We start from the raw sequence: 25,801 nt of genomic DNA, 5'->3' as shown, positions 1-25,801 counted from the left end.
AAAATCACCTATTCTCTATTCTTATCTTTCGAATGTGGCGATAATATAATTTTCACTTTTTGTGTTAATACAACCGTTTAATACAAGGTGATTCTCTTTCACACCGATGAAATTGCATGTAAATTGCGCAGAACCATTGTTGACAACAATTCCCTTGTCATCATGTTTCATATTCCACTGAAGTTCACCTACAGTTAATTGAATGGCCGGCAGTTGCTCTATAATAAATAATTGTAATGCAGGTACTGCTTCAATTTTCTGTTCATCGGATAGTTGAACTTCCGGTACCATTTCTTCCGGCCGATACTCGTCTGTTAGAAAATTTGCTCCGATTACTTTAAATTGCTGTTGTTCTTGAACAAATGTGAGGCGTACTTCTTCTTTTTGTTCGTCCACCCCATCCACAAAATAATAGACCCCTTCTTTTCGCGCATCTTTTATTTGATAACCTTTAATCGGTTTCTTTATATACTGCAGTGCTTGTACTACATCATCTGAAGCGGTATATCCTTTTAAAGGAGTTTGGTCTTTCTTTACTATAGAATCATTTAGTTGGTTAATAAAGTCCAGACCCGCCTTCTTTAGTTCATCACTATTGTACGTAAATATATTTTTTTCATAGTACTTCGTAAAGTTATCGATCTGTTCTTGATTTGTGTGTTCCAGCAAATCGGTATTTTTTTGCAGCCGCTGTTGCCAATCCATCTTCTCTTCCATTGCTTCATCTAATAAACGGTCAATTTGATCTTTGTTCCCAGCAAATTCCTTATTTGTGGGTATATCTTCAATCGAATAGTCTTTGCCATTACGAATATGAATGATTGCGATATTATTTGCAACGTCGATTGCCTCTGTTTCCCCAAGCGTAATATTTTCATCATAAATAAGTGAATTCGGATGACTTGCAACGTCCTGTGCATTTACTACAATCCATTTATCTCGCTTACTTTGATGGATGACAAAGCCGCTAGTTGTTGTATTCGGTGAATGGATCGCCACCTCCCCATTCAAAACAACCGGTTCTTTCTTTTCTTCATTTGGTAATGTTTGTGCAACCCATTTGGCATCACCGGGTTTGTCGGAACATGCCGCCAATAAGAGAACAAAGATTAGGATAAATAATTTTTTCATGCACTTCTCCTTTACCATAATTGTATTATGTAAACTAAAACGATTCATTAAAAAAAGAAGTGACTGAACGGATTCAGACACACCTCCATTATACTGGTTTCTTTTGTCCTTGCATTGAGATGATCGAAAATGACATAAAACCGAATAATATGACGATAATCCACTTCAAAACGTAATGAGTACCGATCATATCATACTCAATTGCAATGATTTGTGGGCCAATCGCACTTATCATAAAACCAACTGACAATACCTTGGAACTCCATCGTTTGCTTCGGCTTTGTTTTTTACTTCACATCGTTTCTCTTTTAATAACTCATTAGTAAAACGGATTATAAATGTGTGACAACTAAATGATTCAGCTGTATAAGATTCGGTTATTTCCGATACGCTGTTATTTAATTTAACAATAAGACATGCTATAATAGAAACATTGTGTGCAAAAGAGAATTCTCTTTTTTAAGCAATCGAAAATACAAAGAAACAATTCAAGGAGGTACTTGCATGATTCAAGTATCAGGTGTAGGTCTACGTTATGGTGACCGTAAATTATTTGACGATGTAAATATTAAATTCACACCAGGTAACTGTTATGGTCTTATTGGAGCAAACGGTGCTGGTAAATCGACATTCTTAAAAATCTTATCTGGTGATATTGAGGCACAAGAAGGCCACGTATCAATGGGTAAAGATGAGCGTCTTTCAGTATTAAAGCAAAACCACTTCGAATACGATGAATTTAACGTATTAGATACAGTTGTAATGGGTAACAAACGTCTTTGGGAAGTAAAAGCTGAAAAAGATGCTATCTACATGAAACCGGAAATGACAGACGAAGATGGTATGCGTGCTGCTGAACTTGAAGGCGAATTCGCTGACATGAACGGTTGGGAAGCAGAATCTGATGCTGCAACACTTTTAAACGGTCTAGGTATCGGCGATGACTTGCACTACATGATGATGGCTGACTTAGAAGGTTCGGACAAAGTAAAAGTATTACTAGCGCAAGCTTTATTCGGTAAGCCGGACGTATTACTGCTGGATGAGCCTACAAACCACTTGGACTTAAAAGCGATTAAATGGCTGGAAGAGTTTTTAATTAACTTTGAAAACACAGTAATCGTTGTATCACATGACCGTCACTTCTTAAATAAAGTATGTACACATATCGCTGACTTAGACTTTGGTAAAATTCAGCTTTATGTTGGTAACTACGATTTCTGGTATGAGTCAAGTCAATTAGCGCAAAAAATGATGGCAGACCAAAACAAGAAAAAAGAAGAGAAAATTAAAGAATTAAAAGAATTCGTTGCACGTTTCTCTGCAAACGCATCGAAATCTTCTCAAGCAACGTCTCGTAAAAAAATGCTTGATAAGATTGAGCTGGATGACATCCGTCCTTCAAGCCGTAAGTACCCGTTCATCAACTTCCAAACTGGACGTGAAATCGGGAATGACGTATTAACAGTTGATGGCTTAACAGCTTCACAAGATGGCGAAACATTATTCAAAGACATCCGCTTCTCAATGAACAAAGAAGATAAAATTATCCTTTTAGGTTCACCAAATGCAAAATCTGCATTTATGGATATTTTAATGGGTCGTAAACAAGCAGATGCCGGTACGTATAAATGGGGTGTCACAACATCTCAAAGCTACTTCGAAATGGATCATGATCAATACTTTGGCGGTAACGAAAAGTCATTAGTTGAATGGTTACGCCCTTATTCTCCGGAAGATGAAACTGAATCGTTCTTACGTGGTTTCTTAGGCCGTATGCTATTCTCAGGTGAAGAAGTGAAGAAATCTCCTGCTGTACTTTCAGGTGGAGAGAAAGTTCGCTGTATGCTTTCAAAAATGATGCTTTCAAACTCGAACGTATTGTTATTAGATGAGCCAACAAACCACTTAGACCTTGAATCAATTCAAGCATTGAATGAAGGCTTAATCCGCTTCAAAGGTGCGATGATCTTTACATCACATGACCACCAATTCATTCAAACAATCGCAAACCGCATAATCGAAATCCGTGAAGACGGTTCTATTTTAGATAAACCATTAACATATGATGAGTATCTAGAGTGGAAAGATGCACAAGGCTTAAGCTAATGAACGAAAAAGAAGGAGGCAGTTGTTCTGCACTCCTTCTTTTTATTTATTCGGTAATCGTATTTTTATAAATATCGAGTATGTCATGCAATTGGTTTTTCTTTGTTTCATCCGCCTTTAATTGATCCAGTTTGTCTATATATTGTGTAATCGAATAACGGGAAAGTACCGGTAAATCAAACGTTTTGACAAGCAGATCAAATAATATTTGCTGTTCATCAGATAAATAGATCGGAAGTGTGAAACTATAAGTAAAAACATATTCGCCTTTTTTATTTATACCTAACTGCGCATATTCCGGTAAGGAAAATGATAAATTAGGCTGCGGCTCAAGTGGCTCCACAATTTCCTCATCATCCATCGACCACATTTTCTCAAATTTATCTTCCCACGTGAAGTCTGCAGCCATTCTGTAGCGCGCTTCGATCCAGCCTTTATTGTACCGACCATTATGATCAAGACCTAAATTTTGCTCTTTCATTAGCTGCAACAAGAGTTTATATTCCTCCATCACTAATAAGTAATCATCTATATAAGTAGATAATGGAATATCAAATGTCTTCAATAAATCATCCATATACTTTTTAAAATAAGGATTCTCCAACTGCTCTGCCAGAGATTTTTCAAGCTGTACCCGCGCATTGATACGTGCTGCTTCATCTAATTCAATTTCGAAATCCTGCTTCAAATAATTAAATAAACCATACATCGCCCCTACTTCTTCATTGGCAATTCGGTAAGCATAGGATTTATTAGGGATGTTTTCTGCACGGTAATAATATTCATGCTCAAACAGCTGTAAAGTAATGTTTTGATGCTTCCGCAATTTACTGACGTCGTATGAAGGGATTTCGCTGAACTGATAATTTACCACTTCGCCAAGAACCATGTCTATACTCCGCTCCACTACTTTAAATAATTCCAGTAACTCGTCCGCAACCGGCGCATTTTCATTTCCCGATGCCGCTTTTTGCTGTAAGGCATCTTCATACAATTTGAAATTATACCGCGCCAATTCCTGAAGGTTATATTTTTCTCTAACTTCGTGAATTAAGGAATTCTGTTCATCTGTTAAACCCATCATATTAAAATCACTTGAGGTTAGAATAATTTCCCCATCTCGATTTTTAGCGAACTCGAAAAGATAAGAATCAACTGTAAAAGGCAAATCCAAATCAGTAACCGAAGGCTCGATATGGATGAATTCGCTTTCTGCTAAATATTCAAGGTAATCGAATGATATTCCCATCTTATTTGCGTACAGTTCATCCTGGTCACCAGCTGGATAGCTTGAGGTGCCCGACTCATCCAAAACCAAGCCTTTACCAGTATCTTGCATGTTCCTGTATAAAATATCATGTTCTTTGTTTACAAGTAAATATTCCTCGATATAGTCCTGTTTGCTAATTTCAAGCTCTTGGAACATCTTTTCAAAATACAGTTTTAATATTGGGTTTTGCATATCATACGTAATCTGCTCATCTAATATTTTCAGTTGTAATTGGCGCTTTTCATCACTTAGTGTAATAGTTTGCTGCTGTAAATAATCGATAAGCGCATATTTAGATATTGCTTCACTTAATGCAGAAGATTTTACCGCCTCTTTTGAACGCATTGGATTGTCTCGGTAAAAAAGCTCGTATTGGTGTATTTTTAAATACGTTTCGCTTATCGGTCTGAATTTGATTTCACTATCTGCCAGTGCATTCACTTGTTCGTTTGACTGCTTACTTTGTTTTTGCAAGTATAATAGTCCGAACAAACCGGCCAATATTAGTATAATAATTATTCCCCATTTTAACGGCCTGTTATTGTTAGAAATTGCATTATGTACGTTTCGTATTGGTATCTCAACCTTCCCTATGTATTCCTTAAATTATAACAATATATGTAAAAATATGTAATATATAAATATATAAATAGAAAAAGCTGCGTAAATTGATACGCAGCTTCGAAATTTGTACTATTATAGTTTGATTACATTCGATGCTTGTGGTCCGCGGTTGCCATCTACAACTTCGAATTCCACTTGTTGTCCTTCTTCTAATGTTTTGAAACCTTCACCTTGAATTGCAGAAAAGTGTACGAATACATCGTTTTCCCCTTCTACTTCGATGAAGCCAAAACCTTTTTCTGAGTTAAACCATTTTACTGTACCTTGTTTCATCAATAAATACCTCCAAAATAAAAGTTAACAATTAAAAAACCAAATAAAAAAACACATATTACAAGAGTACCGATCCACTAACTCGATTACTGTTTGTAATATGTGAAGCCATTGTATTCGGTCAATCTTTCAATTGTTAAATATAGTATATATATCATAATTATGACTGTCAACTACCATTTGGCAAATTAAGCAAATTTTCAATTAAATGTTGTTATTGTGTAATCGCTTCTGGTGTTAATACAATAATGCCATGATAAATTTGGGCATCATCATCACAGGCTTCACAAAATTCACATTCATCTTCTGACCAAAATGCATAAAATCGTTCATTTTTATGTGCTTCAAACTCATATTTGTTTCGAAACTGAGCAAGCAAATGATTCAATGCCATTTGGAATTGATGCTCTGTATCATACTGCTCTGTTGATACGATATACTCTTCCCAACCGTCAAATTGCCACCAAGGCTCATAATCTGCCTTCATATAAATAATTTTATACATATACATTATCCTTTCTTTCTCTATATCTTATACACTTTTGTCCACGATGTCTAATAATGCTCATTATAATTAGGGGAACAATGGAAATCATAATAATTGTTTAGCTTTCCAAATCTTTTTACTTTTTAATAGCGCCAAAACTTGTTACGATTAATAAAAAGCCGCCATTTCATCTTCTTTAGAACTGTGTGACTTTAAATAACTAATTCCACTGATTTTTCTGCAATAAAGGAAGTAGTATTGAAACTTTTTTACGTTTCATACGTATCAATAGTATCGAGTAAAGGAGGTATGACAATGCTTGGTCCTATAAATTTTCTAACACGACATCTAATTAATGTATTAGTTTTATCAACAGCGGTCACTCTTACGTTTGTTAATTTTACCGGCATAACAACGATGCTGGCATTACCTCTTGGAGCAGCAGCATATTTCATCAGTAATAAAGTAACTTACGCTATTCAAAAAACGGCACAAAGTAAAAAAATCGGGCTTTCCAAATCGGAATACAATTTAATCGAAGCACAATTAAAACAGGCCCGTTCACATATTCAGGCATTAAACCAGCAATATGTCAGAGTGCGTTCGGTACGTTCTTTTAAGCAAATAAATGAAATGTCAAAACTGGCAAAGCGCATTATTAATATAGTGCAGACAAATCCGCACAAGTTTTATGCAGTGGAAGATTTCTTCTATGCACACTTGCCGTCAGCCGTACAGCTTTCTGATAAATATACGTTACTGACAAAAGAGCAAGTACCTGGTACGGAAGTACATTTAGCGTTGGAAGATACGCGCAGAACTTTAAAAGAGCTGCAAATTACGATGGAATCTGATTTGAAAAGTGCTTTATCTTCGGATATCGAAAACTTGAAAATCGAACTCGACTTTGCAAAATTGTCGAATGAAAAGCGTAAAGATCGATTAAAAATCGGCGGTGAGTAACAAATGAATATGACAAACAATCCTTTTGATGCCTTTACAGCGAGTGAAAACGTTGACTTGCAAGTAAGTAAAGAACAATTTGCGGTGAATGTTGCAAACAATGCAGCCTCACCGCTTTTCGCATCATTATCAAATGATATGAAACAGCGGGCACTGCAATTAGCCCAAAATTTAGAGCCAAAAAATTACGAAACGGTTTTGGCATTTGGTTTACCCGCACAAGAAGCACTAAAAAAATTCACGACCCAGATGCTGCAGTATATTCAGCGCAAAGATGTTCGGAAAGTCGGTGAAGTATTATCCGATTTAATGCAGCATTTGGAGATGATTGACCCAGATGCATTGATTGAACAGGATAAAGGTTTTTTTGCTAAACTTTTCAGCCGTTCCACACAGTCTATTCAAGAAATTATGACCCACTACAATAAGTTAAGTAAACGCATTGATCGCTTATGTATCCAACTGGAATATAATCAAAATGCACTATTAAACGATTACCAGTTTTTAAATAAACTCTATGCGATCAATGAAGATTATTTTCAGGAAATCAATGTTTATATTGCAACATTGGAAATTAAAAAACAGCATATGCGGGATGTTGTCCTACCTGCCCTGCAAAAAGAAATTGTAGATGGACAAAATCCGTTTAAACAGCATGAACTGAAAGATATTGAAATGCAAATCGAGTGGATTGACCGCCGTATGTATGATTTGGAGCTTTCGCGTGAAGTGGCAATTCAATATGCACCGCAAATCCGAATGATTCAGCAAACAAATCAAATGTTAATCGAAAAAATTCAAAGTTCGATTATGACGACCATCCCATTATGGCAGTCTCAAATAACCATGTTATTAAACATGAACAATCAGCGTCGTGCGATACGATCTCAGGAACGTCTTATGGATGCATCGGAACAATTGATGCGTAAAAACGGCAAGATGTTGGAAGTGTCCAAAAAAGCTGCTAATCGACCAGCATTATCCCATAGTGATATTGACCGATTTAAACAAACCCAGATGCAATTGCTGCATGATATTGAGGATACATTACGCGTGCACGTACAGACAGACGAAAGGCGCCATGAAATCGAGCATACGATACTGGAACAGAAATAAAAAAGGTGTGTGAAAAGCCATAAGACTTTTCGCACACCTTTTATTTTTAAGCGAAGTATTCTTTGTAGAAACCGCCAACTTCACCTGTGTTGTCGATTACAAAGATGAACTCTTCAGTTTCGTTTTTTACTTCATATTCTTTGCCTACTGTTAATACGTTTGATACTAAATATTTCGATGCATCTGTATGTACACATTTTACCGTGCGAATTGTCGGTGCATCTTTCCAATTTAAATGTAGCATGTTATTCCCTCACTTTTAACTAATATCGATACTCTCCTATTTTATATGATTTTCCTGCCAGTGGAAAGCGCGTTGTAGTAAAAATCAACTTTTCTTGCTTCTAATATAAATACAAGGAAACCAACCACATAAAAATAGTTTTAATTTATCGCTGTTTCCGATATTTGATAGAACAACTATTCCATGTTAAACTCACAAGCAGAGGTGGAATGTATGGCATTTGGTAGTATTCCAATGTGGTTTTTCGCAATTGTAATTGCTTTTGCAATTGTATTTATTTTAATAAGCGAATGGAACTCACGAAAATAAGCTCGCAGTTAACTGCGAGCTTTTTGCTATTACCGTAATGTTCGTTTCAAGAACTCTTTTGTTCGGTCGTGTTTTGGGTTTACAAGCAATTGTTCCGGAGGGCCTTCCTCAACGATAACCCCTTTATCCATGAATACAATCCGGTCCGATACTTCCTTGGCAAACTCCATTTCATGTGTAACGATCAGCATCGTATTTCCTTGATCTGCCAGATGGCGCATTACTTTTAATACTTCCCCTACCATTTCAGGGTCAAGTGCTGATGTCGGTTCATCGAACAGCATTACATCCGGATCCATCGCTAATGCACGTGCAATTGCGACACGTTGTTTCTGTCCACCGGATAAATGTTTCGGTTTCGCATTTTTATAGGCGCTCATCCCGACAAGTTCCAAATATTTTATTGCATTCCGTTCTGCTTCATCTTTTGAACGCTTTAGCACTTTGATTTGGCCAACAATACAGTTATTTAGTACATCCAAATTATTGAATAAATTGAACTGCTGGAATACCATACCTAAATGCGTACGGTACTTTTCAATTTGATGTCCGTCATTTAAAATATTTTCACCATTATAGATTATTTCCCCTGCTGTTGGTGTTTCCAGTAAATTAATACAGCGTAAAAGTGTTGATTTTCCGGAACCTGAAGAGCCGATCAATGTTACTACTTCCCCTTTGTTTACTTGGAAATTAACATCTTTCAATACTTCATGATCACCGAATTTTTTATTTAAATGGTTAATATCAATTACAACTGTCATTTTATTCACCATCCTTATCTAGCTTGTTGCCTGTAATGAGCTCCACTTTATACGAGGAAGGTCCGTCCATCTTTTTCTCGAATAATAGTAAGAAACGAGTTACAGTAAATGTCATAATAAAGTATAATACCGTCGCGATAAAGAACGCTTCAATATATTTATAGTTACTGCCCGCAATCGAATTCGCAGTAAAGAACAGTTCCACTACCGAAATAACACTTAATACAGATGAATCTTTAATATTCATAACGAACTGATTCCCTGTTGCAGGTAAAATATTGCGTGCTACTTGCGGCAGAACAATATGAATCATCGTTTGCAGGTGATTCATTCCAATCGCTTGTGCAGCCTCGAATTGGCCTTTATCAATTGATACGATACCACCACGCACATACTCGGCCATGTAGGCTCCTGTGTTTAAACTAATAACGATAGAAGCTGCTAAAAAGCGGTCAATATCGATCCCTAAGTAGACAAGACCATAAAATACGACCATCGCCTGTACCATCATTGGCGTGCCCCTGAAAATTTCCACATAAGCCGTTAAAATAAAGTTAAAGACTTTCAGAATAGCTGATTTAATATTTTTTTTGCGTTGTGGAATTGTGTGCATAATTCCAATGAAAAATCCGATCAGTGTTCCACAAATTGTCCCGATAATTGCCAACAGAAGTGCAGTCCAAGCTCCACGTACAAATAAATCCCAGTTGTTCGTAAACAAGTTCCATGATGATTCTAAAAATGCCATCGCCTTGTCCTCCATTTCTTTCTTTGTTTCTACTATTTATGTATGAAATCATAATTTTAATAGAAAAAGGTTGTCTTCCGTTTGCCGGCAAGACAACCTCATTAAAACTGTTAATGCTACACGATTATTGTGCTGCTGGTTGATTTGCAATTGCGTCTTCCATTAATTGTTGACGCTCTTCATCCGAAATTTCAGCTAAAACTTTGTTAATTTGTTCACGTAAATCTGAACCCTTTTTCAAACCTACCGCTACAGCTGTTGAGGCTTCATCTGCTTCGAAGTTTGGTTCAGGTACGATGTATTTAATATTGTTCAGAGCCATTTCAGCTGAGATACCTTCTGGACGTTCTGAAACGTATCCATCAATTGCGCCTGACTGTAATTGCACGCGCATTGCACCAAAATCAGTTGCCGCTACTTGTTTTTGAACACCTTCGATTTGATCGATTACATCATAATGTGTTGTCGCTTGCTGACCTGTAATTTTTGCATCTGCAAAGTCCGATAATGAAGTGGCATTTGCATATGGGCCGTCTTCTTTTACAACAATGACATAGTCACTTGTATAATAGTTCTCCGTGAAATCAATTACTTCCTTACGTTCAGGCATTGGTGACATACCAGCAATTACTAGATCAATGGCACCTGATTGTAATGATGGAATCAAGCCATCCCAGTCCGTTTTAACAATTTGTAATTCCATGTCCAGACCTTCTGCAATTTTTTTTGCAATTTCCACATCATAGCCTGCTGCGTATTCCTTTGAACCTGCAATTTGAACTCCGCCATTGGCATCATCTTTTTGTGACCAGTTAAAAGGCGCATACGCTGCTTCCATACCGATTTTAATAACTTTTTTGTCTGAATCTGAACCGCTTGTAGTACCTTCATCGCTTGTACCACAAGCTGCTAGCAATAGCATTGTCATGGCAGTCAATAAAATTAATAGTCTCTTTTTCATAGAAAATCTCTCCTTATTTGTTAAATTTCGGGCGCCAAATATACAAAAAACGACCTAAAAGAAGAACTTTAGGTCGTTTAAATTATAATTAGCCCGAATCCTCTACAGTTCCCATTTTGAGATAGCACAACTCAACCATCAGGGATATAGATGATTGAGACAGTTCTGCAATTATTCACTGCAGACCCAGCATTGTAAAATTGAGCATTTACAACACTTCGGCGATATTTCCTTCTCTTATATCTCACAGCCAGCTCATGGCTCCATATAAAACTGTTAAGTATCGCGCCTCTACCTCACGAGAGTGTGAGGTTTTAATATGAAATTGATATGTTTATATTACATTATTGCGACATTTCCGTCAACACTCATTTTTCTGAAATTTCACTGTAAGAATAAAAGCGCTAAAGCGCCCGTTCAACTCCGACAGACATTGGAGGGACCTAATGGTGCGAGGAGTTGGCGCTTTAGCCTAGACGTGGATAAAACTATATTTTTACGTTATCTACAATGCGATATTCTATAGTTTCCTTAACAAAAAAGCTAATGCGCAATATACAGAATATCGCGCATTAGCATAGAAAATACTATTAAGAATTTAATAATAAATCTTCTGGGTTTTCGATCATTTCTTTTACTGTTTTTAAGAAGCCAACAGAATCTTTACCATCGATGATACGGTGGTCGTAAGATAATGCTACATACATCATTGGACGAATTTGAACTTCCCCATTAACAGCTACTGGACGGTTTACGATTGAGTGCATACCTAAAATACCAGCTTGAGTACCATTCATGATTGGTGTTGACATTAATGAACCGAACACACCACCGTTAGTGATTGTGAATGATCCGCCAGCCATGTCGTTTAAGCCTAATTTTTTGTCGCGTGCTTTACCAGCTAATTCCGCAATGTTTTTCTCGATTTCAGCGAAGTTTTTAGCGTTTGCATCACGAACAACCGGTACCACTAAACCTTCTTCTGTTGATACAGCAATACCGATATCGAAGAAGTTGTTTAAGTGAATTTCATCACCGTTAATTTGTGCATTTACATATGGATATTTCTTTAATGCTGCTACTACAGCTTTTGTGAAGAATGACATGAAGCCTAATTTAATATCGTTAGCTTTCACGAACTCATCTTGTTTACGCTTACGTAATGCCATAATGTTCGTCATATCAATTTCATTGAAAGTAGTTAACATTGCAGTTGATTGTTTTACTTCTAATAAACGTTTTGCAATTGTTTGACGACGGCGGCTCATTTTTTCAACTGTTACACGGTCTGTATCAGCTGCTGGTGTGAAGATCATTGGACCATTACCTGCTGCTGGAGCTTGGGCAGCTGATGCTGCTGGAGCTGCTGGTGCTGTACCATGTGCTGCAACGTCTTGTACACGTACGCGACCTTGTGGGTCAACAGGTGAGATTGCTGCTAAGTCGATACCTTTTTCACGAGCTAATTTACGAGCTGCCGGTGAAGCGATTACACGCTCACCTGAAGTTTCTTCAACTGCAACTGGTGCAGGTGCTGCTGCTTTAGGAGCTTCTTCTTTTGCTGGAGCCGGAGCTGCTGCTGGTGCTTCTTCTTTAGCAGCTGGTGCAGGTGCTGCGCCTTCGCCAGCTTCAACTACTGCGATTACTTGTCCTACTAATACAGTATCGCCTTCTTCAGCTAAAATTTGTTTTAAAACGCCTGCTTCTTCAGAGATGATTTCAGCATTAACTTTATCAGTTTCTAACTCAACGATGAATTCGCCTTTTTCTACGCGATCTCCAACTTTTTTCACCCACTGGGCAATTGTACCTTCAGTAATTGATTCTGCTAATTCAGGGACTTTAATTTCAGCCACGTTCATATCCTCCTTTAATTACGCTACACATTCATTGTATAGCAAGCCACTTCTATTTTAAATAGAAGCAGCTCTTTTTAAACAAATCATTTATTACTTTTCAAGTGCTTCGTTCACTAATTTAGCTTGTGCTGCTTTATGTGAATCGCCATCGCCTTCAGAAGTTGAGCTCATTGCAGGACGTCCTACATAGCGCACTTTTTTGCCTTCTGCGATATCATATAATGTTTCAAGAACATATGTCCATGAACCTTGGTTTTTCGGTTCTTCCTGTACCCAAACGATTTCTTTAACATTCGGGAAACGAGCGATAATATCTTTCACTTGTTGTGCAGGGAATGGATAAATTTGTTCAACACGGATGATGTGTAAGTGATCAAGCCCTTCGCCGTCTTTAACGCGTTCTGCTAAATCGATCATTACTTTACCAGTACCAAGTACTACTTTTTCAACCGCTTCTGTGTTTTTGCCTAAACCTTCTTGCTCGATTACTTCCTGGAAGCGACCAGTTGCAAGTTGTTCAGCAGTAGCTGCAGCAAGTGGGTGACGTAAAAGTGATTTTGGAGAAACCACTACTAATGGACGTACACCTTCTGTACCTAGTAATGCAGCTTGACGGCGTAATAAGTGGTAGTAGTTGCCTGCATTTGAACAGTTTGCTACAAACCAGTTATTTTCTGCAGATAATTGCAGGAATCGTTCCATACGGCTTGATGAGTGTTCCGGACCTTGACCTTCATAACCATGTGGTAAAAGAAGTACGAATCCAGATTTTTGACCCCATTTAGCGCGGGCACTTGAGATGAAGTTATCAAACATTACTTGCGCCATGTTTGCAAAGTCACCGAATTGTGCTTCCCATACTGATAATACATTTTGGTTTTCTAAATTGTACCCGTATTCAAAACCTACTACACCTGCTTCTGTAAGTGGTGAGTTGTAAACTGAGAATGATGCTTTTGCACCTTCAATGTGATGTAATGGTGTGAATTCAGAACCATTGTTTTTATCATGTAATACTAAGTGACGTTGAGAGAACGTACCACGCTGTGCATCCTGACCAGTGAAACGAACTGGTGTGCCATCTTGTGTGATTGTTGCATATGCTAATGTTTCAGCATGACCCCAGTCAATTTTACCATCTGCGAATGCATCACGGCGTTTTGCTAAAATTTTACCTAACTTGTTTTGCGGTTCAAAACCATCTGCAAACACAAGTAAATCTTCATTTACTTTAGCCAGACGCTCAGCATCTACTTTAGTATCGATTTCAGGGAATTCGATTTTTAGTTCTTCCGGCATATTAGGCGTTACATGCTCGTCTTTTTCAGCCATTTCTTTTACATGATCATACGCAGCTTGCATTTCCGCATAAATAGCAGTATCTAAAGCTTTTACTTCATCAGCAGATAAAACACCCGCTTCTGCTAATTCTGCACCATACAATGCACGAATCGGCTCATGTTTTGCAACTAATTTGTATGTTTCAGGGTTTGTAACAGTCGGATCATCTGTTTCGTTATGACCGTATCGGCGGTAACCGATTAAGTCGATTACGATATCCTTTTTGAACTTCGCACGGTATTCCGCAACAAAGCGACCAACAGCTGCCACTGTTTCAGGGCTGTCAGCGTTTACATGAATAACCGGAATATCATAGCCTTTTGCAGGGTCAGATGAATAATTAGATGAACGTGAATCATGTAACTCAGTTGTGAAACCGATCATGTTGTTCGCGATAATTTGAACTGTACCACCTGTTTTGAATCCTTCTGTTTGAGAGAAGTTGAAGCCTTCAGTTACAATCCCTTGACCAGCGAATGCCGCGTCACCATGCAGGATGATACCGAATGCATTTGATGGATCATGTTTCGCAACACCAGTTGCTGATACATCATCTTGTGCTGCACGTACAGAACCGATTACAAGCGGATTCCCTACTTCTAAGTGAGACGGGTTGTAAGCTAATTTAACGTTCAATCCAGAATCATGAGTGTAAGATGCACCCATATGATATTTCACGTCGCCAGTCCAGCCTTTTGTAATTTCTAATTTACCATCTTCAGGGAAGAAAAGGTCGTTAGAAACATGGGCGAAATCAGAGAACATCATATCGTATGGTTTTTTTAATACGTGAGTTAATACGTTTAAACGACCACGGTGTGCCATACCGATTCGAACGTTTTTTACACCTTTAGCTTCTGAAGATTTGATAATTTCGTCTAATAAAATGATTTGAGTGTCTAAACCTTCTCCAGAGAAACGTTTTTGACCAACAAATGTTTTATGAATGAATTTTTCAAAGTTTTCAATGCGTGTTAAACGCTCTAATACTGCTTTCTTCTCTTCGGCAGATAACGTTGTTTTGAAAGTTCCGCCTTCAACTTGAGCTTCGATCCAAGCACGTTCTTCCGCATTTTGTAAATGTGCAACTTCCACACCTATTTTATCTGTGTAAACAGATTTCAAATAATCAATTGCTTCCTTACCGTTTGTAACACCTGCAGGAACATTTGCAAAAAATACTGATGCAGGGATAGCTTGTAAATCTGCTGCTGTTAAATTGAATACGCTTTCTTCAATGCGTGAAGTATCTAATTGACGATTTTTTAATGGGTATAAATCTGCTGCTAAATGGCCGTATTCACGAATTGATTCTGCCAGCTTAACTGCTGCTAATACTTTTTTGTAGTCTCCAGTACCTGTTACTGCTGCTGTTGCAACCGGTTGTTGACCATCTGCAAATACAGGACCACCGTAAGCTTGGAATAATTCTACTAGTTCCGGTTCCACTTCTTCAGGAGATTGCAGGAATAAGTCATACTGCTCTAATACGTAACCTAAGTTAGGACCAGAAAACGCTGACCATGGAGAACCTGCAGGTAATACATTGTTCGACATGAAAATAACCTCCAAATTTTGCCTTATGGCTGTTCCAATAATTTACTTAAAAAGGTATAATATTGTATATCACAATACAAAAATTACCTTCTTTTGTATGTAGATAAAGTAAGTACCCTCTTTTTATCTACCAAAACAAAGCAAATAATATTTTATCATTCTTCCACATGGACTAAAAGCACATTTATAAACGGCGGAAGAACATTTTTTCCATCTCAATCTTACTACTCTTCACAAAAAATACAACTCTTTTTATCAAATTAAGCAATTTTTTTCGTGAACTATTGAAATAGTAATTAGATTGAGAAAAATTATTCATTTTTTAAGAAGTTTAAGGTAAAAAAAGGTACCTTTCTGTAATTTACTTTCGACATCAATTTTCACTTCATATTTATCTGCAAGCATCTTCGTAATACTTAACCCTAGTCCAGTACCTGCAACTTTATTAGTTCGGGATGCATCGGCCCGGTAAAACCGGTCGAAAATATGTGGTAAATGTTGTTCAGAAATACCGATACCATTGTCTTCTATCGTAACTGAAATCTGCGACTGTAATTCATTATAATCAATTGTTACATGAAGTTTTGGAACATTGCTATTATATCGTATACTATTACTCAAAATATTTCTAAAGATTTGCGCTAAAGCATGTTCGGTAATGGAAGCAGCCGTTTTATCACCGGTAACAGTGAGGCGAAACTCAGTGTTAGGATATAGCTGCAACAATTCTTCTCTCACCTGTTCGTATACTTGTTCTATATCAGCCTCAGCCTGTTCATCCGCTTGCTCCCTTCTTGCCAATTGCAATAGTTCTTCGATCATTTTTCTCATACGCGCAATTTCGGTTAACGAAGTGTTTAACGATTCTTCCATTACTTCCGGTTCATCTTTACCCCACCGTTTAATTAATGATAAATGACCTTCAATAACTTGAATCGGTGTTCGCAGTTCATGCGAGGCGTCTGCGACAAATTGCTGCTGTTTTGTAAATGATATTTCCAGTTCATTCATTAAAGTACGATACATATGAAGTAAATCGCCAATCTCATCTTTTGCCGAATAATCAAAGTTAGGCTGTGCAGTAAACCCGTTTTTTCTAACAAAACTCATTGCGTCCCGTAATTGGACAAGCGGTTTCATTAGCATATTCGCCAGGTAATAGCTGATCACAACCGAAAATAAAATGGCACCGAAACCAATAATAAAAATTGTTGTCAAAATATAATTCATCATCGATTGAAATGCTGCTAATGGGTGAATCAGCTGCATAACCCCTTGAAATTGTCCGATTTGAACGACTCTGTGGATGACATAGCTTTCAGATCCTGAAATCATCTGCTTTTCAATAACCGTTGAAAAATAATTTTGATTTTTTGGCAGTTGTGCAGCCGGAGCAGCATCATTGATACGCATTACCTCAATACCATCCAGATTAAATACACGTACCGTTTGTTCTTGATTTAAAATGGCCTTCATCAATGAGGTGTTGTTTTGGAGTGCCTGTACTGTAACAGTGTTACCTTGTGATTCAAAGTATGTTGTCATATCATCAACCGTTCGCAATGCATTTTTTTCTTCATTATGAATAAGCCATGTTTGTAATGCGATATACAGCACTACAGAAATAAGGGCATAGCTTACAAAAATCGTTACACCGACTGCAAGCATCCACTTTGATTTTAATGAAAGGTTCAGTAATTTGTTTTTCATCATCCTCACCCGCGTATCACATATCCAACACCACGTACTGTTTCAATGTACGGAGTATTTTCTGTTTGCAGTTTTGAACGTAAATGGCGAATATATACATCGACTACATTAGTTTCGACCTCTGAATCGAATCCCCAAACTGTCTCTAAAATACGTTCGCGTGTACATACATGGTTTCTGTTCTCCACAAGCAGCTTCAGTAAATCGAATTCTTTTCTTGTCAGTTCGATTTTATTATTTTCAAATATTACTTCATATGCATGCACATCGATTTCTAAATCCCTTACAATGAGTTGTTTAGATTTTTGAGTATGCTGGACTCTTCTCAAAATCGATCGGATCCGGGCTAGTAGTTCTTCTATCGCAAACGGCTTCACGATATAATCATCTGCTCCCGCATCCAACCCTGAAACGCGGTCCATTACTTCATCACGTGCAGTAATTAACAGAATCGGTACATCGCTTGTTTTCCGTATTCGTCTGCATACTTCAATCCCGTTTAATTGAGGCAGCATGACATCGAGCAAAATACAGTCGAATAGTTCACTTTCAGCCAATTCCAGACCCGTTCTCCCATCATATGCAACAACCGTCTCAAATCGCTCGTGCTTAAGCTCCAGTTCAAGGAAACGTGCAATATTTTTTTCATCTTCAATTATTAAAATCTTCTGTTTCATCAGCTACCCTCTCTATCAACAATATATATCTTCATTATTGTACCATTTGTATTTTACAATAAAAAAAGAATACGGAGTAAATTTCCGTATTCTTGCAAGTAAGATATGGATATGAAGAATGTGCTAATTGGAAGATTGTTTCGCCTTGTATAATACCTGATCTGCCAAGTCGATAAGCACATCCAAATTTACACTGTGCTGTGGATAAATCGATAGACCCATCGAGGCAGTAGGTGAGAAATGCGCATCTCTAATCATCCATCCGATTTTCAGATTTTCTTTGATTCTGTTCATAATATGGGCTAGTTGAACAGAACGGTCTTTTTCGTCAGTGGACAGCCCTGTTATAACAATTAAAAATTCGTCTCCGCCCAGCCTTATTACGAGGTCTTCGTTTCGCACACTGCGAACGAGTGATTTCCCGAATTGAATTAAAAACTCATCCCCTACATCATGGCCATATAGATCGTTTACTTGTTTAAAATTGTCACCGTCAAGATATAAAATTGCCAGGCAGGTGCCTGTTTCGTCTGCTTCGGTTTTAAGCAGCGGAAAGTCCTTGTACAGTTTCCGGCGATTACCTAGCTGCGTAAGACTATCATGATACGCTAAATAGGTTAATTTATCTTCCAGCTGCTTGCGCTCGGTAATTTCTCTAGAAACCATGACAATTTCCGTGATTTCATGATTTGCCAAATCGAACGTTAGCGTATAATTCCCTTCCGTCCATATCGTACTATTATCTTTTTTATACAAAAGCAATTCAATTTTTTGTTCTTCTACACTATCAAACTTTTCCGGGTTCAATGCTTCATGCCACAGTTGGACACTTTCAGGCTTCAGCAATCGATCGTACGGAACACCTATCAGCTCTTCTTCCCGATAGCCAAGTTTCCTTGAATAGGAAGGTGAAGCGTATTTAATTTTGCCGTAGCGGTCTGTTACGACAATAAAATCATTCGTATTTTCAGTAATCGCTCTGAAATTACGTTCAATTATATATAGTTCAGACATTAATTGCTTTTCAGACGAAATATTATATTGAACCATTAAAAACTGCTCGACATCCCCTAGTTCATTTTTCAAAGGAATTATAGTGGAGTCCACCCAATAAATTTCGCCATTCTTTTTACGAATACATACTTCATCACGCCAAATTTCTTCTTTTCTGACTTTTTGCCAATAACTCATTGAAGCCGTATCTGCGTGATACGTTGAATGAAGAAAATGGTGTGGCTTACCGATTAATTCGTCTTGGGTAAAGCCTGTATTTTTAATAACTCTTTCATTTACATCTATTATATTTCCGTCAGCATCTGTAAAAATAACGTCAGCAAAAGAATTGATCGCATTTTTGAACATTTCCAGGCCATGCGATGCAGTGCGTAATGCCTGTCCTTGTTTTATATACTCTGTTATTTCTTGCAATATAATAAATACGGCAATATTTTCACCGTTACTTGTCAGCGAAGAAAAAGAAGCAGTAAAACATCGCTGTTCATTATGTTTATCGATAAAAAACAGCATTTTCGATTGAACATTTTCTCCAAGCTGAGCACGTTTCAAATAGCTTTTTAATTTTATTGCCATTTTTCTTTCTATAAAAGGCATATCCAATATACTTGTACGGGAAGCATCTTCCATTTGAATATTAAATTCACCCAAAAATTTTGTATTCGCTTCAAGCAATTGCAGGTCATTGGAAACTAATATCGTTGATAAAAATGAATTAGAGAATAAGGAACGCATAAATAAATATTTATCTTCTAAATCAAGACTCATCGACACTTCTTTTGTCATAGCCAAAATATAATTTTTCCCGTCTTGTATTACTGGAATAGTTGTCGTTCTTTGTTTTCGAACGTTCATTCTTTCATAAGTGAAATCTTCAAATTCAACTTGCTTATTTTGTTCGATTGTTAAGTCATAATGGTGAATAATCGTTTTTGCCAAATGGGACGGAATTACCTGTTCGATCGTTTTGCCGCAAGGATTCTTATTAATTAAATTTACTGCAGCATCATTGACAAAAATATAACGATACTTTTCATCTATTTTTTCCATAAAGAACACAGCATCATTACTATTTTTGAATAACAAATTCAATAGATCCATTGAAAAAATGGAACTCATCATCCTTGTCCCCCTACTTTACTGATCTTTACAGAAAGCTTTCTATTTTATCTTGCACAAAAAGTTTGCATTTCTCATATTGGATTTGCTCTTCTGCCGGCTGAATATGAACCAACTGTAATTGTTCGTCTTGAATTTCGAATTCATATTCCCCTAATACCGTTGCATTTCCGATGAGCGCCAATTCCCAGTTTCCTTCATTATTTGAAACCTCACATTGAACAAAGCCTCCCGGGTTATAGATAGTTACTTTACTATTCGTTACGAATCCTTCAATTGAGGCAATCAGTGCAGAGGCTGTCATTGCAGTACCGCAAGCATTTGTAAAGCCTACCCCACGCTCATAAGTTCGGACAAATATTTCATCAGACGATAATGACTGGACATAGCTGACATTTACCCCGTCAGGACAATATTCATTTTCACTGTTCAAATAGGCTGCTAGCTGTTGTTGGTGCGTCGTGTTTTCGATATATTTTTTATCAACAATTCCGATTAAATGCGGGTTCGGTACAGAAATCGCAGTAAAAGGAATTTCTTCTGAAAAAGCAGGTATAATTTCGTGGCGCAATTGTCGTTTGTTATCTACCTTCATTGGCAAAGATGATAATTCAAATGAAATGGGCGAGATTTCTACAGAGTATGTAGGAAGCTGTTCAAAAATGGAGTCCTCACGTTTCACTTTCAAACAGGCATGCATTGTTTCGACAACCGCTTCATTAACATTTAACTTTTCGCAGACATACCGTGCGACACAGCGTAACCCATTCCCGCACATCGAAGCTTCCGAGCCGTCCGCATTAATGACGCGCATTTTTGCATCTGCTGTGGAAGAAGGAAGCACCAATAATAAGCCATCTGCCCCGCCATCAATGGATGGATGACATAATTGTTTTGTGATATTCACAAAATTAAATTGTTCATCATATAATGCTTCGTATAAATAAAATGTATTTCCAGAACCATGGACTTTCGTTAGTTGGATATTCATATTTTGTGCCTCCGTGTTCTCTCTTGTTTTATTATATTATACTTTTAAAAAATTCATCCTGTCATTAATAGTTTTTATTTACGCATTATTCTGAATATATCGACTTTTAGCAGAAAAAAATGTTTTTTTCGAGCTTGAAAGTTGCGACAAGAGAATATATTATAATAAAATGTAGATATATTTCTTGTTATTAATTGTCTAGGATAGAGCGAGACAGACGAATTATGCATAATAGTTTAACGTCAAATTCTTTTAGGTAAGATCAAGCTCGAAATGACTACTGCCTTATGATAAAGAACCTTTTAGCATTAGAAGATTATTTGCACTATTTCTTTAACAACAGGCTCTACCATTTTCTTCTTAAAAGGAGGCGTTTCACATGTTAAAACAGAGAGAACTTCATGAAACAGCAGAATTATACGAATTATTACGTCATCCGTCTGTATTTCCATTCGTACGTCAAAAAGCGACTTCAGCTGAAGAGTATTTATTTATGACTAAACAATTAATAGAAGAAGAACAAAACGGATTAACGATTTCACGTACAATTGTAGATGAGTGGGGTGCCCCAATCGGAACAATCAGTATTTTTGATATCCAAGATGGCGCCGGCTTTTTAGGAACATGGATCGGCAAACCATATCAAGGCATCGGTTATAATCAGAAAGCGAAATTAGCGTTTTTAAATGAACTATTTTTCGACTATGATTTCCATACAGTTTTCTTACGCATCCGGGAAGAAAATGCACGCTCACAAGCAGCAGCATTAAAATTACCTTATGTAGTAGATGCGGAGGAATCAAATCCATCTCTTTTCACAGAAATTAATCAAGGCGTAAATAAATTCCGTCTTTTTAAAATTCCAAAAGATCTGTTCTATTTAACAACTGCGAATTCGCACGAGGAAGCAGAGGAACAGGCAATGTAAAAAGGAAATTTTCACTAGTGACGTAATTACCTTCATTACGCTTATATGTTAAAATCGTCACAAATATTCCTTAAATAAAAAAGGGGCTACCTTAAAAGTATGAACTTTTAGGTAACCCCTTTTTTTATTAATTATTTTTCATATTGAGTTATTAATGCAACCATTTCTTTCGGAGTTTTCGGGTGTTCGACTTCAAGCATATGGTCGATCATTTCTTCCGCTTTCTCTTCAAGCTTTTGAATCGCCTGCATAAATGATACTTTTGTCAATTTTTCCTCATCCAATACTTGTGCAAAGCCTTGTTGTTTAAATAAGTTGGCATTTAAAATTTGATCGCCACGGCTTTTTGCAGCAGAAAGAGGAATGAGCAGCATCGGCTTATGCAATGCTAAAAATTCGAATATCGAGTTTGAACCGGCACGCGATACAACAAAATCTGTAGCGTACAGTAAATCCGGCAATTCTGTTGTCACATATTCAAACTGACAGTAGCCTTGCAGATTTTCAAATTTTTTGTCGGCGTTCCCTTTACCGCATAAATGGATAATCTGATATTTTTCAAGTAGTACAGGCAAATTTTCACGAAGTGCGTCATTAATAATGACTGACCCTAAGCTGCCGCCCATGACAAGCAGAACTTTTTTTTCTGTTGTGAAGCCACATAATGCCAAGCCACGTTCACGATTTCCTTCAAATAGTTGCTGACGAATGATCGAACCTGTGCAAGTCGATTTGTCGTTCGGTAAATGTTTCATTGTTTCTTTAAAAACCGTAAAGATATGGGACGCAAAAGGTAATGAAATTTTATTCGCTAATCCAGGCGTCACGTCCGATTCATGGACAACAACCGGAATATTTGCCAACTTTGCCGCAATCACGACAGGCACTGATACAAATCCGCCTTTAGAAAAGATGACTGTCGGCTTAATTTTTTTGATAACCGAAAAGGCTTGTGTAACCCCTGCCATTACTTTAAATGGATCTGTAAAATTCTGTACTGAAAAGTAACGACGCAGCTTCCCGCTCGAGATACTGTGATATGGCAATGAAGGAAAGGCATTTGTTATAAGCTCCTTTTCAATCCCATCATGAGAGCCTATATAATGGACATCATACCCCGCTTCCTGCAATGAAGGGATAATCGCTTCATTTAGTGATACGTGACCGGCCGTACCCCCGCCTGTTAAAATAATTGTTTTTTCGTTCATAAATTTCTCCTAACAAAGCAATTGTCATTGCATCTATTTTATGCAACATGACATTTCAACATGCTTCGATATATATCTTATTTATTTGATGTGACATTTTATTATCGATGATTGTTTTTACTATACTTTTTATAGTTCCTTTTTAATATTCAATAATTATTCTTGTTTTATTATTCTAAAAAAATGATTTAACTATTTATCACTTCTATTCCATCGAATTCTGCACCTTTTTTTAAAAGGCTTTTTAAAAGTATACCGTATATTGTAGCACATTTTGGCACTTTATAAAGCATTTCTCTAAAAATGGGTGTTTTCGCATATAAAAATTTTAATATCAATAGAAATAATAAATATTCGATAAAAGTATTTTTATTGTTTTAAGAATTCAATTAATAACTGAATAACAAAAAACTACCCTTTTCATTACAAAAAGGATAGCATCAGCAAATTACTTTTTAATAAATTGTTGTGTCCAAATATTACCGTCCTGCACATAGCCTACACCAATATGAGTGAAGTCTTTATTTAAAATATTCGCTCGGTGACCTTCTGAGTTCATCCATGCTTGTACAACTTCTTCAGGAGATTTTTGACCTTTGGCGATGTTTTCACCGGCAGATTTATAAGCAATACCTAATGCTTTCAATCGGTCAAATGGGCTGCCGAATGTTGGTGATGTATGAGAGAAGTAATTTTTATCTTTCATATCTTGAGATTTTTCACGTGCCGCCGCCATTAATGGGTGGTCGATCTGTAATGCACTTAAACCGTTTTTAGCACGTTCCGCGTTTGTTAACGCAACAACTTTTTCTTCAATCGCTAAAATTTGATCTGTAACTGTTGTTTCTTTTTGCTCTTGAGCTGGCGCCTGTTCAGTTTTAGATTGTGTAGCAGGCGTTTGTGACGGTGATTCAGTCGTTGGAGCTTTTGGAGTTTCGTTATTTACTACATTTGTTGGCTCTTTTTCTACTTCCTTACTAATCTCTTTGTTCGTTTCCTTGTCAGCCTCTTTAGAAGTCTCTTTGCTTACATCAGTTGAAGCAGGTTTTTTATCTTTATTTTTTGACCCTTCCTGTTGAATAACTGTCCAATTTTGAGGTGTCGTTTTTACAAGTTTATAGAAATTGTTAAGTTTTATATTATAGTCATTCGCTAATTGAATGTGATTTGTAGTTGGTGTTGATTTGCCCCCTTCAATTGCGTTTGAACTTGCATTCGCAACGGGTGCTTGAGTTGCAAAAAGTATTACTGCACAAAATGGTAGAACTAATTTTTTCATTTTGTACGCCTCCTTTCGTGATTCCATCGTAAATGAAAAACCCAAGAAAAAAAGGCCTATAAATTGGTAAACTGCCCATCTACCAACTTATTAGCCTTTAAATCTTATATTTAAATTGATATTTTGCGATAAATTTATCCAATTCCCTCAAACATTTCATTTGAAAAGCTATTGACGAATTATGATACAGAGATAATTTTTAGATTGTTAATGTTTTCACCAATGATGACTAAGTTCGGTTCCATCTTTATATATTCCGGCAGCCATTGGACCATTCCATAAGCATATTGGAACAGCATCGGATTTTTGATTCCCTCAATCGGAACATAGCCTTTCATACGGTAAACTGTATCCGGTAATGAGCGCACCCAGTTTTCAAACTGTTCTTGTGTAAAGCTTGTATCAAATCGAACGAGTCGTGAGCCTAAATTAAAACTTTCACCAATACGGGCGGACACGATATCGTCTTTTGATATACGAGCAGTTGACTGCATATTTTGCAGTAACTTTAACGGAACACGGCCATTTGTCGTTTGAAGGATGAACGCATTTGCATTAAACCCTTGCAGCTCATAAACAACTTGCGCTTGTTCCGATTCCGTAAGCAAGTCCGTTTTATTGGCCAATAACAGATGGGCATGACGAATTTGCTCCATAAATAGAGATCGTACTTGCGGAGTAAGGCTTGTTCTGTCTAACCATAACCGGCTGTCCGCCACCGTCACAATTCCTTTAATATTTAACTTATCCGCAAATAGAGGCGAATAGACCGCATCCAGGGCTTCCACAGGGTGTGCAGCCCCGGTTGTTTCTATTATTAGTACATCAAAATCCTGATCATGTAAAAGCGATTGGATTTGAGCTTCCGTTTTTTCCGCTCCGCTGCAGCAAATACAGCCTTCTAACATTTCTTTCAATGGTACATCCTGTTCCACTGCCTGTGAATCAAATGGAAGCTTCCCAAGTTCGTTCATAATAACAGCAGGCTTCAAATTAGCTTCTTTCATCTGGCGAATGACATCGGTTAACATGGACGTTTTGCCGCTTCCTAAAAACCCGCTAAATAAATATACATCTTTCATATTTCCACTTCCTATAATAATGGGCTGGCAATAAAGT

Annotated in this window: 22 protein-coding genes and 1 riboswitch; of the genes, 4 read left to right on the top strand and 18 right to left on the bottom strand. The window is 37.2% G+C overall.

The window, feature by feature from the left end:
* Window positions 1–21: 21 nt before the first annotated feature.
* Both ACQKN3_RS04940 and ACQKN3_RS04935 read right to left on the bottom strand, forming a co-directional pair.
* Window positions 22–1,131 (bottom strand): hypothetical protein, encoded by a 1,110-nt coding sequence (locus ACQKN3_RS04940; protein ID WP_427709822.1) that lies wholly within the window; start codon window positions 1,129–1,131, stop codon window positions 22–24.
* Window positions 1,132–1,219: 88 nt separating this feature from the next.
* Window positions 1,220–1,381, bottom strand: a complete 162-nt coding sequence (locus tag ACQKN3_RS04935; protein ID WP_251687896.1) for a hypothetical protein — start codon at window positions 1,379–1,381, stop codon at window positions 1,220–1,222.
* Window positions 1,382–1,635: 254 nt separating this feature from the next.
* Between ACQKN3_RS04935 and ACQKN3_RS04930 the strand changes: the two genes are divergently transcribed.
* The gene (locus ACQKN3_RS04930) at window positions 1,636–3,240 is read left to right on the top strand and encodes an ABC-F family ATP-binding cassette domain-containing protein (RefSeq protein WP_427709820.1); all 1,605 of its coding nucleotides are present in this window, start codon (window positions 1,636–1,638) and stop codon (window positions 3,238–3,240) included.
* A 46-nt stretch (window positions 3,241–3,286) separates the two neighbouring features.
* On the opposite strand, the gene ACQKN3_RS04925 is transcribed toward ACQKN3_RS04930, so the two are convergent.
* The 3 genes from ACQKN3_RS04925 to ACQKN3_RS04915 form a co-directional block, all read right to left on the bottom strand.
* On the bottom strand, window positions 3,287–4,984 hold the full coding sequence (locus ACQKN3_RS04925; protein ID WP_427709818.1) for a hypothetical protein: 1,698 nt from the start codon (window positions 4,982–4,984) through the stop codon (window positions 3,287–3,289).
* 222 nt (window positions 4,985–5,206) lie between these two features.
* Window positions 5,207–5,407, bottom strand: a complete 201-nt coding sequence (locus ACQKN3_RS04920) for a cold-shock protein (RefSeq protein WP_079526785.1) — start codon at window positions 5,405–5,407, stop codon at window positions 5,207–5,209.
* Between the two features lie 214 nt (window positions 5,408–5,621).
* On the bottom strand, window positions 5,622–5,912 hold the full coding sequence (locus ACQKN3_RS04915; protein ID WP_251687892.1) for a DUF1033 family protein: 291 nt from the start codon (window positions 5,910–5,912) through the stop codon (window positions 5,622–5,624).
* A gap of 297 nt (window positions 5,913–6,209) precedes the next feature.
* Between ACQKN3_RS04915 and ACQKN3_RS04910 the strand changes: the two genes are divergently transcribed.
* Together ACQKN3_RS04910 and ACQKN3_RS04905 are read left to right on the top strand one after the other, a co-directional pair.
* A complete protein-coding gene (locus ACQKN3_RS04910) occupies window positions 6,210–6,857 on the top strand; it encodes a 5-bromo-4-chloroindolyl phosphate hydrolysis family protein (RefSeq protein WP_251687890.1) in 648 nt (215 codons plus the stop codon).
* A gap of 3 nt (window positions 6,858–6,860) precedes the next feature.
* Complete coding sequence (locus tag ACQKN3_RS04905) at window positions 6,861–7,973, top strand: toxic anion resistance protein (protein ID WP_427709815.1); 1,113 nt, start codon at window positions 6,861–6,863, stop codon at window positions 7,971–7,973.
* Window positions 7,974–8,019: 46 nt separating this feature from the next.
* On the opposite strand, the gene ACQKN3_RS04900 is transcribed toward ACQKN3_RS04905, so the two are convergent.
* The 10 genes from ACQKN3_RS04900 to dapF all read right to left on the bottom strand — a co-directional run bounded on the left by ACQKN3_RS04900 (window position 8,020) and on the right by dapF (window position 21,267).
* On the bottom strand, window positions 8,020–8,217 hold the full coding sequence (locus ACQKN3_RS04900) for a DUF6501 family protein (protein ID WP_079526794.1): 198 nt from the start codon (window positions 8,215–8,217) through the stop codon (window positions 8,020–8,022).
* Window positions 8,218–8,555: 338 nt separating this feature from the next.
* Window positions 8,556–9,290 (bottom strand): amino acid ABC transporter ATP-binding protein, encoded by a 735-nt coding sequence (locus ACQKN3_RS04895; RefSeq protein WP_251687886.1) that lies wholly within the window; start codon window positions 9,288–9,290, stop codon window positions 8,556–8,558.
* A 1-nt stretch (window position 9,291) separates the two neighbouring features.
* Complete coding sequence (locus tag ACQKN3_RS04890) at window positions 9,292–10,038, bottom strand: amino acid ABC transporter permease (protein WP_251687884.1); 747 nt, start codon at window positions 10,036–10,038, stop codon at window positions 9,292–9,294.
* Between the two features lie 124 nt (window positions 10,039–10,162).
* Window positions 10,163–10,999 carry a transporter substrate-binding domain-containing protein gene (locus ACQKN3_RS04885; RefSeq protein WP_251687883.1) on the bottom strand — a complete coding sequence of 279 codons (837 nt, stop codon included), beginning with the start codon at window positions 10,997–10,999 and terminating at the stop codon, window positions 10,163–10,165.
* A 114-nt stretch (window positions 11,000–11,113) separates the two neighbouring features.
* Window positions 11,114–11,301: riboswitch (Lysine riboswitch) on the bottom strand.
* A 288-nt stretch (window positions 11,302–11,589) separates the two neighbouring features.
* Window positions 11,590–12,855 (bottom strand): 2-oxoglutarate dehydrogenase complex dihydrolipoyllysine-residue succinyltransferase, encoded by a 1,266-nt coding sequence (gene odhB / locus ACQKN3_RS04880; protein WP_427709812.1) that lies wholly within the window; start codon window positions 12,853–12,855, stop codon window positions 11,590–11,592.
* Window positions 12,856–12,948: 93 nt separating this feature from the next.
* A complete protein-coding gene (locus tag ACQKN3_RS04875) occupies window positions 12,949–15,756 on the bottom strand; it encodes a 2-oxoglutarate dehydrogenase E1 component (protein WP_427709811.1) in 2,808 nt (935 codons plus the stop codon).
* A gap of 315 nt (window positions 15,757–16,071) precedes the next feature.
* Entirely contained in the window at window positions 16,072–17,466 is a 1,395-nt protein-coding gene (locus tag ACQKN3_RS04870; protein ID WP_427709809.1) for a HAMP domain-containing sensor histidine kinase, read from the bottom strand.
* Window positions 17,467–17,471: 5 nt separating this feature from the next.
* Window positions 17,472–18,143, bottom strand: a complete 672-nt coding sequence (locus ACQKN3_RS04865; protein WP_251687879.1) for a response regulator transcription factor — start codon at window positions 18,141–18,143, stop codon at window positions 17,472–17,474.
* A 123-nt stretch (window positions 18,144–18,266) separates the two neighbouring features.
* Complete coding sequence (locus tag ACQKN3_RS04860) at window positions 18,267–20,279, bottom strand: diguanylate cyclase domain-containing protein (protein WP_427709806.1); 2,013 nt, start codon at window positions 20,277–20,279, stop codon at window positions 18,267–18,269.
* A 25-nt stretch (window positions 20,280–20,304) separates the two neighbouring features.
* Window positions 20,305–21,267: a diaminopimelate epimerase gene (dapF, locus tag ACQKN3_RS04855; RefSeq protein ID WP_427709804.1), complete on the bottom strand. Its 963-nt coding sequence runs from the start codon at window positions 21,265–21,267 to the stop codon at window positions 20,305–20,307.
* Between the two features lie 379 nt (window positions 21,268–21,646).
* On the opposite strand from dapF, the gene ACQKN3_RS04850 reads away from it, so the two are divergent.
* On the top strand, window positions 21,647–22,195 hold the full coding sequence (locus tag ACQKN3_RS04850; protein ID WP_427709802.1) for a GNAT family N-acetyltransferase: 549 nt from the start codon (window positions 21,647–21,649) through the stop codon (window positions 22,193–22,195).
* A gap of 131 nt (window positions 22,196–22,326) precedes the next feature.
* Here ACQKN3_RS04850 and ACQKN3_RS04845 read toward each other — a convergent pair whose 3' ends face one another.
* From ACQKN3_RS04845 to ACQKN3_RS04835, 3 genes are all read right to left on the bottom strand, one after another.
* A complete protein-coding gene (locus ACQKN3_RS04845; RefSeq protein WP_427709800.1) occupies window positions 22,327–23,403 on the bottom strand; it encodes an undecaprenyldiphospho-muramoylpentapeptide beta-N-acetylglucosaminyltransferase in 1,077 nt (358 codons plus the stop codon).
* A 448-nt stretch (window positions 23,404–23,851) separates the two neighbouring features.
* Window positions 23,852–24,682 (bottom strand): CAP domain-containing protein, encoded by an 831-nt coding sequence (locus ACQKN3_RS04840; protein WP_427709798.1) that lies wholly within the window; start codon window positions 24,680–24,682, stop codon window positions 23,852–23,854.
* A gap of 179 nt (window positions 24,683–24,861) precedes the next feature.
* Entirely contained in the window at window positions 24,862–25,764 is a 903-nt protein-coding gene (locus tag ACQKN3_RS04835; RefSeq protein WP_427709796.1) for a CobW family GTP-binding protein, read from the bottom strand.
* Between the last annotated feature and the right edge of the window lie 37 nt (window positions 25,765–25,801).

The organism is Solibacillus sp. NPDC093137, from assembly GCF_050280445.1.
GTDB lineage: Bacteria > Bacillota > Bacilli > Bacillales_A > Planococcaceae > Solibacillus > Solibacillus isronensis_B.
The sequence above is the reverse complement of the archived record's forward strand: the minus strand, read 5'-3'. Positions and strand labels throughout refer to the sequence as shown.